10 protein-coding genes and 1 pseudogene are annotated in these 11899 nt (G+C 68.2%); 7 read left to right on the forward strand and 4 right to left on the reverse strand.

What is annotated here, in order from left to right:
- The first annotated feature begins 7 nt into the window (after positions 1-7).
- The 7 genes from ABR571_RS00220 to ABR571_RS00250 are packed head-to-tail and all read left to right on the forward strand — an operon-like array spanning position 8 to position 6704.
- Positions 8-667 carry a histidine phosphatase family protein gene (locus ABR571_RS00220; protein WP_409451169.1) on the forward strand — a complete coding sequence of 220 codons (660 nt, stop codon included), beginning with the start codon at positions 8-10 and terminating at the stop codon, positions 665-667.
- Positions 657-1394, forward strand: coding sequence for a hypothetical protein (locus tag ABR571_RS00225; RefSeq protein WP_409451170.1), 738 nt, complete (start codon positions 657-659; stop codon positions 1392-1394). Before ABR571_RS00220 ends, ABR571_RS00225 begins: the two co-directional genes overlap by 11 nt.
- Positions 1394-2638, forward strand: a complete 1245-nt coding sequence (locus tag ABR571_RS00230) for a glycosyltransferase (RefSeq protein ID WP_409451171.1) — start codon at positions 1394-1396, stop codon at positions 2636-2638. Before ABR571_RS00225 ends, ABR571_RS00230 begins: the two co-directional genes overlap by 1 nt.
- The gene (locus ABR571_RS00235; protein ID WP_409451172.1) at positions 2635-3522 is read left to right on the forward strand and encodes a hypothetical protein; all 888 of its coding nucleotides are present in this window, start codon (positions 2635-2637) and stop codon (positions 3520-3522) included. The genes ABR571_RS00230 and ABR571_RS00235 overlap by 4 nt, the downstream gene beginning before the upstream one ends.
- Complete coding sequence (locus tag ABR571_RS00240; RefSeq protein ID WP_409451173.1) at positions 3507-4091, forward strand: hypothetical protein; 585 nt, start codon at positions 3507-3509, stop codon at positions 4089-4091. The genes ABR571_RS00235 and ABR571_RS00240 overlap by 16 nt, the downstream gene beginning before the upstream one ends.
- Positions 4081-5985, forward strand: a complete 1905-nt coding sequence (locus ABR571_RS00245; protein ID WP_409451174.1) for a bifunctional sulfate adenylyltransferase/adenylylsulfate kinase — start codon at positions 4081-4083, stop codon at positions 5983-5985. Before ABR571_RS00240 ends, ABR571_RS00245 begins: the two co-directional genes overlap by 11 nt.
- Positions 5985-6704 carry a response regulator transcription factor gene (locus tag ABR571_RS00250; RefSeq protein WP_409451175.1) on the forward strand — a complete coding sequence of 240 codons (720 nt, stop codon included), beginning with the start codon at positions 5985-5987 and terminating at the stop codon, positions 6702-6704. Before ABR571_RS00245 ends, ABR571_RS00250 begins: the two co-directional genes overlap by 1 nt.
- A 19-nt stretch (positions 6705-6723) precedes the next feature.
- Here the strand turns inward: ABR571_RS00250 and ABR571_RS00255 are convergent, their stop codons facing one another.
- The 4 genes and pseudogenes from ABR571_RS00255 to ABR571_RS00270 form a co-directional block, all read right to left on the reverse strand.
- A complete protein-coding gene (locus ABR571_RS00255) occupies positions 6724-8352 on the reverse strand; it encodes a hypothetical protein (RefSeq protein ID WP_409451176.1) in 1629 nt (542 codons plus the stop codon).
- Positions 8353-9351: 999 nt separating this feature from the next.
- Positions 9352-9551 (reverse strand): annotated as a pseudogene (locus ABR571_RS00260) (adenylate/guanylate cyclase domain-containing protein); the annotation flags it as partial.
- 248 nt (positions 9552-9799) lie between these two features.
- Complete coding sequence (locus ABR571_RS00265; protein ID WP_409451177.1) at positions 9800-10090, reverse strand: hypothetical protein; 291 nt, start codon at positions 10088-10090, stop codon at positions 9800-9802.
- Between the two features lie 9 nt (positions 10091-10099).
- Positions 10100-11761, reverse strand: coding sequence for a sodium:solute symporter family protein (locus tag ABR571_RS00270; protein ID WP_409451178.1), 1662 nt, complete (start codon positions 11759-11761; stop codon positions 10100-10102).
- Positions 11762-11899: the final 138 nt, after the last annotated feature.

The following is an 11899-nucleotide window of genomic DNA, read 5'->3' on the forward strand; positions in this document are numbered from 1 at the left end:
GATTCTCATGACTGAACAACTCCAAGTGCCGACCCACCCGGTCGTGTCGGGCGGCGTGCTGACCTGCCGGCTGTTCGTCATCAGGCACGGCACGACGACGATGAACGTGCAGAATCGCTACCGCGGACGCCGTGACGTCCCCCTCGATGCCCAGGGCTACCAGGACGCCGTCGACGCGGCCCGCCGACTGTCCCGCGCCGGGCTCACCGCGGTCTACACCGGGCCCATGCGGCGCACGATCGCCACCGCGCAGATCGTGGCCGACGAGGCGCGGGTGCCCGACCTGCGAATCCTGCACGGCCTCAACAACGTCGACTACGGCGTCTGGGAGGGCATGACGGCCGATGAGGCCGCGCGGGCGGATCCGGCTGCCTTCGAGAGCTATCGCCGTCGTCCTTCGCGCGCGGTGTGTCCGGTGGGCGAGCGGCTGAGCGACGCGGCGGACCGGATGATCTCGTCGCTGAGACTCATCGGTGAGCGGCACCCGGGCGAGACCGTGGCCGCCGTGACCCACGCGGTGATGATCCGGCTGGCCGTCGCCAAGCTGCACGGAGTGGACGACGAGACCTGGCGCATCCCCGTTGGCCGCGGATCCCTGACCGCGTTCGAGATCGGTGACGGTCAGATCCGGCTCGACACCCTCCCGGACGGCGACGATGTCGACTGAGCTGCTGGTGCCGTTGCTGATCGGGTTGGTCGTCGCCTTCGCCGCCGCCCAATCGGTCTTCGGCGTCGGGTTGTTGCTCTTCGGCACCCCCACATTGCTACTTCTCGGACTGCCGTTCAACGCGGTGCTGGCGTATCTGCTGCCGTGCTCGATCGCGGTCAGCGCTCTGCAGGTGGCCGATGCGGGCGGGCTGACGCTCGAACCGATCCGCCGGCAGTTCCTGCTCTTCACCTGCCCGGCGGTCGTACTCGCCACCACGGCCGCGGTGGTCTTCGGCACGGTGCACCAGATGCGGGTCGCGGTGGGCGCGACGCTCCTGCTCACCGCAATGTCACGTGTGAGCCGGCTGCGCGATTCGCTGGCCCGCTCGGTACGGAGGCGCCTGCGCCCCCTTCTCGTCGCGCTTGGTCTGGTTCACGGCCTGTCCAACCTCGGAGGCGGCCTGCTCACCGTCATCGTCGCGAGCCGATGTGCGGACAAGGCGGAGATTCGCCGCCACATCGCTTTCGCCTACGGCGCGATGGCGATCCTGCAACTGGCCGTCGTGCTGACGACCACGCGGCCGCCGGTCAACCCCGGGCTCTGGGCCGCGCTGCCCGTCTGTGCAGCGGGCTGCTACCTCACCGTCGGACGGCGCATTTTCCGGCGTGCTGGTGAACAGCCCTTCCAGGTGGGACTCACCGGCATGATCGCCGGATACGGCGTGCTGTTGGTGGCGACGCCGTGATGCGCGGGACGGGGGACAGCGGCGTCTCGGCGGAACCACCGCGGATCCTGCTGATCGTCGAGAACGTCTCCATCGCGCGCGACCACCGGCTCCGCAAGCAGGTGGCCGCCCTCGATTGCGCCGGTTACCGGGTCGCAGTCATCTGCCGCCGCGACCCGGCCAATTCGGTACCGGACGGCGTCCGGCTGCTCGAGTACCCGGCTCCGGCGGACGCCCGGTCCTTCGCCGGCTTCCTGCGTGAATATGCGTATTCGTGGGCGGCAGCCGGCTGGCTCACCGTCCGATTGCTTCGAGACGGTGGCCTCGACGCGATCCAGATCAGCGGCACCCCGGACATCTATTTCGCCCTCGCCGCGCCCCTGCGCCTGTTCGGCAAGCGGGTCGTCCTCGACCAACGCGATCTGTCCCCTGAGATCTACGAGCTGCGCTTCCAGCGGCGGGGCGCGATCTACTGGCTGCTGCGAATGCTCGAGCGGGCGAGCTATCGGTCCGTCGATCACGTGATGACGGTCAACGCGACCCTCGCCGCGACGGTGCGCCGCCGAGGCCGGGCCGCGGCCGACGCCGTGAGCATCGTGGGAAACGGCCCGGTCCTGTCTCACACCGCACCTCGACCGGCCGACGTGGGTCTGCGCGCCGGGCGCGCGCACCTGTGTTGCTGGCTCGGCGTCATGGGCCCGCAGGACCAGCTCAGTCTGGCACTCCACGCTGTGGCGCACTTCGTCCACGTCCTCGGAAGGACCGACTGCCACTTCGCCTTCATCGGGGACGGGGAAAGCCGCGCGGACGCAGAACAGCTGGCCGACCGCCTGGGTATCGCGCCGTTCGTGAGCTTCCCCGGCTGGCTGCATGAGGAGGACGTCTTCCGCTACTTGAGCAGTGCCGACATCGGACTGGAGTCCAATCTCGAGGACATCGTCTCGCCGGTGAAGGCGATGGAGTACATGGCGTTCGCGCTGCCGATCGTGGCATTCGACGTGGCCGAGACCCGCACGCTCGCCGGGGAGGCCGCGACGTACGTCGAGCCCGCGGATGTGGCGGCCATGGCCGGTGCCCTCGCCGCGCTGTTGGACGACCCGCGGCGCCGCAGGACGATGGGCTCACACGGCCGGTCACGAGTCGAGAACAGCCTCGCCTGGGACCATCAGCAGCAGGCGTACTTGGAGATCTACGGCCGTCTGCTCCTGCCGGCGGGGCACCACAGCGACGCTGCCCATTGCGCCCGCGCGGAGTCCGCGGCATGACCACGGACCGGCCCGCGCACCCGACGGTCTATCGCCGGGTTCGACACCGCGTGCGGTCGCGGGTCTCCGAGCGGCCCGCGATCTACTTGCCGTTCGCCCGCCACAAGTACCCGGGACCGAGCCCCGAGGTCATCGGGCCGACCACCGAGTTGGTCATCGACGGCTACACCCGCTCGGCGTCCACCTTCGCCGTGTACGCGTTGCAGCTCGCGCAGCCCCACCCCGTACGGCTCGCACACCATCTGCATGCTCCGGCGCAGCTCATCGCGGCCGCGCGACGCGGGGTGCCCGCCTTGTTGGTCATCCGGAATCCGCAGGCGGTCGTACTGTCCCAGGTTGCCCGCGAACCCGACGTGGCGCTCCGCGACGCGCTCGGTGCGTATGTCCGCTTCCACGCCTGCCTGCTCCCCTTCCGCGATCGGTTGGTGGTGGCGGACTTCGCCGAGGTCACAGGCGACTTCGGCACGGTGATCGGGCGGCTGAACGACCGGTTCGGCATGTCTCTGCGGCGCTTCGAGCACACCGAGGCGAACGTGGCCGAATGCCTGCGCCTCGTAGCTCTGCGCGACTCTCTGTCGCCGGCTCTGCTCGGCTTCGAGTCCGGTCTGCTGTCCCGCGCCGCGCTCGATCGTGAATTGGCATCGCGGCCACCGGACCCGCCATCCGAAACCGGGCATGCCTGGATGCCGTCGCCCCGCCGGGATGCCGAGATCGAGCGACTGCGCCAGCAGTGGCAGGCGAGCTTCACAGGGCTGTGGCGACGAGCCGATGAGCTCTACGCATCATTCGTCCGGTCCGCCACCGCGCAGGAGACGAGTCAGCGGAGACAAGAACCCACCGCGATGAACGGCAGGGCCGAGGAGGAGCAATGGTCAACATCATGAACACCGTCCGACCGCAGGCCGGAGGCACGTCGGCGAAACGTCCCGTCGTGGTGGGCTTCGTGGTGCTCACCATGCTGGCCGTGCTCGCGGTGGGGCTCGCGGCACCTGCCGCCGCCAAGCAGGGCGGCTATCCGCCCGGGATGTGCGCGCAGCTGTCGGTGAGCACGACAGCCCCTTCGCCGGGACAGGAAATCCTGGTCACCGGCTCGGGCTTCGACGCCAACCGGACAGTGACCCTCGTGCTCCACTCCCCGACCGCGACCTTGGGCACGGCCACAACGGGCAGTGCCGGCAATTTCGCCGTCCGGGTAACGATCCCCGACTCGATCAGCGGTGCGCACCTGCTGACGGTAGAAGGTGGCTCGGCGGGGTGTCCGGCCGCCGGAATCCAGCTCTTCGTCCAACCCCCAGGTGTGGCTGCGGTCGAGGCTCACTCGCCGAGCGGTGCCCCGGCGGCGACCGGCGTCGGTATCGCCGCCGGCTTGGCGCTCGCGCTGGCGCTGATCGTCGGTGGCCTGCTGTTCGCCCGAGCGGGCCGCGGCCGGACCATCGAGCGGCATGTGTCCTGACCGAGGGCGCCCGGTTCTCGAGAACCGGGCGCACACCCCGGCGGACACGCTGATCGTCGAGGCGGAGCGGGCGGCGCAACTGCGGCGAGAGATGATCCGCTGGCCCAGCTGGTATCTCACGAGCCGTCAACTGTGCGACCTGGAGATGTTGGCGTGCGGCGGATTCGCGCCGTTGGACGGCTTCCTCAACCGCCGCGACTACCGGTCGGTCTGCCAAGCCATGCGGCTGGCCGACGGTGGCCTGTGGCCGATCCCGGTCACCCTGGACGTGCCCGATGACGTTCTCGCCGAAGCGCGGCAGGGACATCTGTGCCTCCGCGACGCCGCGGGAATACCGCTCGCTGCTCTGCACATCACCGAGGCTTGGCAGCCGGACCTGTTGTCCGAGGCGCAGTCGGTCTTCGGTACCACCGACCTCGCCCATCCGGGCGTGACCCATCTGTTGCGTCACACGAATCGCAACTACGTCAGCGGCAGGCTGGAGGTTCTCCAGCTGCCGCCGCACGCGGACTTCGCTGCCCTCAGGCTGACGCCCGCGCAGGTGCGCGCCGAGTTCGGTCGGCGCGGCTGGCGACGCGTGGTCGCGTTCCAAACCCGCAACCCGATGCACCGGGCGCACCAGCAGCTGACGTTGCGCGCCGCGCGCGACGCGGGCGCCACGGTGCTGATCCACCCGGTTGTGGGCATGGGCAAGCCCGGCGACGTCGACGTCGAGACTCGGGTGCGTTGCTACGAGGCGATCCTGCGCGAGTATCCGGACGACACCGCGATGCTCGCACTGCTCCCGCTGGCAATGCGCATGGCCGGTCCGCGTGAAGCCCTGTGGCATGCGCTCATCCGGGCAAATTACGGCGCCACACATTTCGTGGTCGGACGCGACCACGCCGGGCCGGGAACCGATGGTGCCGGGCGGTCCTTCTACGGTCCCTATGCCGCGCAAGAATTGCTTCGGCGCCACCAGGACGAGGTGGGGATCGAGATGGTTCCGTTCAAGCGCATGGTCTACGCACCGGACTGCGACGGCTACGTCACCGAAGACGCGGCTCCGCCGAACGGGCGGACATTCTCCATATCCGGGACAGAGCTGCGGGCGCGGCTGCATCGGGGCGAGCAACTGCCCAGTTGGTTCACACCGCCCTCGGTCGCCACTGAACTGCGACGCCGCTTCCCGCCACGATTGCGGCGAGGGTTCACCGTGTTCTTGACCGGCTTGTCGGGCAGCGGCAAGTCGACCATCGCGGACGTGCTGACCGCCAAGCTACGGGCGCAGGAGGGCAGGTACGTCACAGCGCTCGACGGCGACCTGGTGCGCCGCCACCTGAGTGGCGGCCTGGGGTTTTCGCGAGCCGAGCGCGACGCGAACGTGCTGCGGATCGGTTTCGTCGCTGCTGAGGTGACCAAGCACGGCGGCATCGCCGTATGCGCGGCCATCGCGCCGTATGACCGGGCGCGGCAAGAGGTGCGCGAAATGGTGCAGGAAGGCGGCGGCTTCATCCTCGTCCACGTCGAAACCCCGCTCGAGGAATGCGAACGACGCGACATCAAGGGCCTGTACGCCAAGGCGCGGGACGGAATCCTGCCCCAGTTCACCGGCATCTCCGATCCCTACGAGGTCCCCCGAGACGCTGACCTGCGCGTCGATACCCGTATCGAGTCCCCAGATCGGGCGGCCGAGCAGATCATTGAGCACCTGCGCCTTCTCGGTTACCTGCCCGCCGGCGGCGGTCGGCCCGATGGCACGCAGTGCACCGAATCCCGGACGACGGGCATGCCGCCCGTCCCCTCCGTGCCAAGCATGGTTGTTGGATTCGCGGCCGGGGTATTCACGCCGTCCGATGAGTTGAAACAAGGCGTCGTGGTCGGCGCGGGGGCAGGTGATGAACCGGGGGAGTGATGAGCGAACCACTGGACGTCGTGGTGGCCGATGGCCACACGCTGTTCGTGGACGCTCTGGCGACGGTCCTGCGGCAGAGAGGGCACCGCGTCCGCTTCACGGCAAGCACCCGCGACGGCATGGTGCAGGGTGTCTCGGCGTTCCGGCCCGAAGCGTGCGTTACCGACAACCGTTATCCGGATGGCGAGGCCGTCGACGTCATCGAGCGTCTGGCCCGGATCAGCCCGGCCACCAAGATCGTCCTGCTCACCGCGGACGCCGACGCTGAAACCTTGCGCCGCGCGCTGGCGGCCGGCGCCGCCGGTTATGTACACAAGTCATGGGGCCTCGGCGTGCTGCTCGACGCGGTGCAGAGGGTCTTGGCCGGGGAAGTGGTCGTCCAGGGCGCCATCGCGCCCGCACGACCCGCGGCCGCCGCACAACCCGACCTCCTACGTCTGGCCGCCTACCTCACCCGCCGAGAACTCGAGTGTCTCGCCCACTTGGCCGCAGGTTTGGACACCGCGGCGATGGCTCGTCGGCTGGGCGTCAGCCAGACCACGGTGCGCAGCCACGTCCAGTCCGTACTCAGCAAACTCGGCGTCCACTCCCGTCTCGAGGCTGCCTCGCTCGCCACGCGATTCGGGCTGGTCGATGCGTCGCTCGGGCGGCCGTCGGCAACCGGCACCTGGGGTCCGAGGGACCCCCGCCGAGGTGGTGGGTCCGGGCGTTGGCGTTAGCCGGCTGCCGCCCCCGCCGTCAGTTGGGCAGCGGGTCCGGTCCGGGGCAGCCGTACAGCGCAGTGCAGGGCGGCTTGTCCGTGAGAAATGCCGTGGTCAGCCATCGTTGGGCAGTCTGATTCGATTGGACCTGCGCGATGTAGGTGCTCGCGCCGGCGTCGTGCCAGCCGCCTGAGTACCAGGCGCCCGCGCACCCCCAGAGGTCGCCGGCGGCGTAGCCGGTTCCGAGTTCCCACTGCCAGCCCTCGTAACAGCCGCGGATCTGCGAGGCCATGTAGTCCAATGCCATCGCCGTCGAGTCCCGGGTGTAGGGAAAGGTGCCGTTCTGGTTGCCGGCCCAGTTGAATCCCCATGCCGGGTTCCACCACGACATCACTCCGACGATAGAGAAGGTTTTCGGGCAGAGCGCATCGCCGTAGTCGCGCTGGTAGTCGTAGCCGCCTGCGGTGGCGAGCCCCGCGCAGAAGGTGGAGCGGGCGGCGTAGGGCTCGGTGCTGAACCAGTCCCCACACCCGGACATGTCGACGCAGCGTCCAGCCGGATAGGTCTCGTACTGGTACCACGTCGACTCGGTGTCGGCTTCCGCGCGCAGGTAGTTGTCGGACAAACCCCACTTGCAGGCTGCCCACTGGATGATCTCGTCGGTTGTACCGGTGAATTGGCCGTCGACGCGCGGAAGCAACCACGAGTCCCACCGGGGATCGTACGTGCCGAGGCCCGACCGCGGCCGGGATGCGAACGAGGCGTGCACGCCGGCGGCGTCGACCAACGTGTGGTTGCGCTTGTAGTTGTCGGGTCGCGGTTCCCACGTCGAGCGGTGCACGGCCTGCGCGCAGGCCGTCCCGGTCGGTAGGGCACTCACGTTCCCGGGCCCCACGAGGGTGGGGAAATACCCCGAGGTCGGTGGAGGCGCGGAGGAGGTGGTCGTGGACGAGGATGAGGGCGCGGGCGTCGTCGTCGGCGAACCGGGTGTCGTCGAGGTCGAGGTCGGGGTCGGAGTCGGGGTGGCACCGGTCCCGCTGTCGGCGAAGGCGTAATCGTCGGTGATCAGCGACCCGGCGGAGCGCAACACGATTCCGAAGCTGAGCGCCGTTGCGCCGGCCGGAAGGGGCGGGGTGACCATCGTCGCCAGCGTCCAGCCGTCGGCCGGTGAAAGCACTGGTCCGCTCTGCCATGCCAGCCACGATCCGGCCGCATTCCGGTAGTAGGTAGCGAGGTTGAAGGTTCCCTGGGCCTGATACCACCCGCTGACCACGTACGTGTGGCCCGGCGCGGCCGCCAGTCCGCAGGCGGTGCTCATCTCGACCACCAGGCCCTGCGCCCCCGACCAGTAGCGACTGATGCTCACCTGTTCGGCGTACGCGCCGCTGTGCGCTGCAGTGATTCGCGTGTAGGTGTTGCGGGTCCTCCCGGACGACTGTTTCTGCCAGCAGTCCGGTACGGAGTCGCCGTTGGCGTCCGCCTCTAGTGACGGATTGACCAGTGCGGCCGAGGACGCTGGAGTGATCCGGGGCCGCGGCTGCGTCGAGGTCGCACCCGCGGCGACCACGGCGGCCAGCGCGGCGAGAACGAGCGGGGCGCGCCACCACGCCTTCGGACGACGCCCGTGCCGAACGACGACCGACCGCCCTGCTTCCGGCGAGTTCATGACGACCCGAAGCGCCGGCGCGGCGTGTCGTCTTGATTTTCGGGTCGGAGCATGGCGGTGATTAGGGCAGACCCCCGGCCCAACACTGGGAGGCACGCCGTAGGGCCCGAGAACTTGCCTCGGCCGGCGGCGACGGTGGGATGCGTGTTCGGGCAGGCAAGGGCTACGCGTCGAGAAGCCAGCATTGCTTTCTCCGGGGAATGGCAGAACCGAGAGGTTCAGCGGCGGACGTTCGCTCCCATCCCCAGTGGTCGCGTGAAGTCAATGTAAAGCGCCCGGCTCGTCGAAGCAACCCTCCAGTGCGCACTTTCTGGTGGCGGCGACGCGTATTGCCCGGTAGCTCCCAGATCTCGGGTCCGGCGCCCTCAGGTCCAGCTCTGACCCGGTCGCGTCTGCAGGCGGGCGAGCAACGCCGTTCCGTCCGGTGAACGAGGATCTATGGCAGGCGTGGTGGAGGGGCAAGCTGAGACAGCTGCACGCCGACGCCGGCATCGAAATGGAGGTCGTCGGAACGGCGCCGGTCTGGAGTCTCGTCCGCGGTTAGTACGCACGGCGATAGCGGCAATCGATCATGCCACGCACAACCGCATTCTTGCGGGACACGGGCCGCCTCAAGCGGATCGCGATCGCGCCGCCTCGCCGTCCACCGTCGTCCGAGCCCTCCCCACGCTTCTTCGCCGTGGTCGCGCTCCTGCGCGAAAAGCTTCTGCTTACCCCCGATCTATTTCGGCGCGGCGACCACACGCGCGCGCCGAGCGATAGGGTTCGCTCACGATGATCTTGTGCAGACACGCGGGCCGCTACGGGCGTGTTTGCACAAGATCGCGAAATCTAGCGGCGCGACCAATCGGCGATCTGCGCGCCGGCGCCCGGCCTGTCGATTCCAACTTCGCAGAAGCGCGCGTCGTGCGGCATGGTCAATCAGCCGCCATAGCGGCATGCCCGGTCAGCCCCGACGGCAGATTTAGTAACAGTCGGGGGCCGCGCTCGCGGGGACGGTCATGTCGCCGCGAACAACTGCCACCGCTCGGGCACACCCTTCAGCTCGTGGTCTCCGCGATCGCTGAACTCGAGGCCTGAGCCGACGACGAGGTCGCGGACGGTCCGCGACACCAGCACCTCCCCTGGCGACGTATGTCGGTTACCCGAGCCGCGATGTTCACCGCGATGCCGCTGACGTCGTGGCCGCGCAGTTCGACCGGCGACGGGGTGCTTGCCACCTTCGATACGGACGGCTCGTAAGCAGGCTGACGCGGTCACCCGAGGTTCTTCTCGTCGATGTCGAGCACTGACCGCTTAACCTGCCCGACGGCGTCTGAGCCGCCCGGCCATCAGCTTCTCTCTACTATCTCGACGATCGCGTACGGCGAGGAATGTCGGTGTGGGCCTGGGCAACGCGTCTTGGCTTCCTTGCGACCCGTCCACGCCGACGACGATCACGCCGCCGTCACAGGGGGACATCGGTACCGTTCTCCCCGGCCTCGAAATTCGCGTCCGGCTCGACCTTGAGCGGGTTCAATTTCCACCAGAGCAGGAACAGCAGGCCGAGCACGAGCATCCCGAGGCCGAGCCAGAGGTTGATGTTGACGTGCGCCGCCTTCGCCCGGGCCGAGTCCGAGGTGAAGAAGCCGGCGATGCCGAGCATGAGGCCGTAGAGCACGAACAGCCCGCCGATCAGCAGGCGGATGTCGAACAGCCTGGCCGCGGCCGATTTGGGAGCGTTGGATTCGGTCGACATGATCGCTTCCTAGTTGAAGACGACGGAGAGGACGACGACGATGCCCGCGGACACGCCGCCGAGCAGCTTCGGCGAAGCCCACCAGGCGGGCTTCGGCAACGACTTCGGGTCGGGCGCGTCGGGATCGGGCACGCCGTAGACCAGGCCGGCGAGCTCTTCCACCGGCTTCGGCCTGGTCAGCAGGCTGACCACCACAGTCACCACCGCGTCGGCCACGAAGGCCACTATCGCGCCGTAGAAGTTCACCATCTGCACGTTGACTTTCGCGTGGGCCAGCACGTTGCCGCCGGGATAGAAGTAGCCGATGTGGTAGCCGGCGAAGTGCATGACGGCGGCGCCTGCGGTGCCCGCGGCGAGCCCGGCCACTCCGGCCCACGGCGAGGCACGCTTCCAGAACATCGCGATGATGAACGTCGCGAACAGCGGTGCGTTGAAGTACGAGAACAGCAACTGGATGTAGTTCATGATGTTGCTGTAGCCCGAGGCGATGAACGCTGTGGCGATCCCGATCAGGATGCCGGCGATCGTGACCAGGCGTCCCACGCGCAAGTAGTACGAGTCGCTGCGGCCCTTGCGGACGTAGGTCTGCCAGATGTCGTAGGTGAACACGGTGTTGAACGAGCTCACGTTGGCGGCCATGCCGGCCATGAACGCGGCGAGCAGCCCGGCCAGTGCGATGCCCAGCGTTCCGTTGGGCAGGTACTTGTTCATCAGCAGCGGTATCGCGTTGTTGTAGTCCCCGCCGCCCTTGCCCATCTTGGGGATGACCGCGATGGCGATCAGGCCGGGTATGATCGTCAACGCCGGGATGAAGATCTTCGGAAATGACCCGATCAGGGGCGTGCGCTGCGCGGCCGAGAGGTCCTTGGCCGACAGTGCGCGCTGCACCTCGGCGAAATTCGTCGTCCAGTACCCGAACGACAGTACGAAGCCGAGACCCATCACGATCCCGATCCAGTCACCGAGCGGGTTGTTCCAGGTCCCGACGTGGGTGCCCGACCAGCTGTTGAACAGCGCCTCGTTGTGCACCTTCGCCTTCAGCCCGTCCCAGCCGCCGACGTCCTTCAGCCCGATGATCACCAACGGAATGAGGCCCGCGATGATGACGAAGAACTGCAGCACCTCGTTGTAGATGGCCGCCGACAGGCCTCCGAGCGTGATGTAGACGAGGACGAACGCCGCCGACAAGATCACCGACAGCCAGATCGGCCAGCCGATCAGTGCCTTGATGACCAGCGCGAGCGCGTACAGGTTCACCCCGGCGATCAGGACCGCCGCGAGGGCGAAGGAGATGGCGTTGAACAGGTGAGTCGCCGAGTTGAACCGGCGGAGGAGGAACTCGGGGACGCTGCGCACCTTGGACCGGTAGTAGAACGGCATCATCACGAGACCGAGGAAGATCATCGCCGGGACGGCGCCGATCCAGTAGAAGTGCACCGTCGAGATGCCGTACTGCGCGCCGTTGGCGGCCATGCCGAGGATCTCGATGGCGCCCAGGTTCGCCGACACGAACGCGAGCCCGGTGACCCAGGCCGGCAGGGAACGCCCGGACAGCAGGAAGTCCTCGCTGGTGGCGATGGCCCGACGCGCCAGGAGCCCGATGAGCACGACGAGCGCGAAATACACCGTGAGGATCGCGTAGTCGAACAGATTGACGTCAAGCCGGAGCACCCGCCACCTCCTGGTCGTCGAGACCACGCCTGGCAGCAGCGCGCGCTCACGGGCCAGGAGCAGCAATTGCCCTGCCCTTTACCCAGGACGAAGCGCGTTCTAGCAACGGGCGGCGGCAGCGGCGAGACGTCGCTCTCG

Origin of the sequence: Jatrophihabitans sp. (assembly GCF_046262535.1) — a bacterium.
Lineage (GTDB): Bacteria > Actinomycetota > Actinomycetes > Mycobacteriales > Jatrophihabitantaceae > Jatrophihabitans.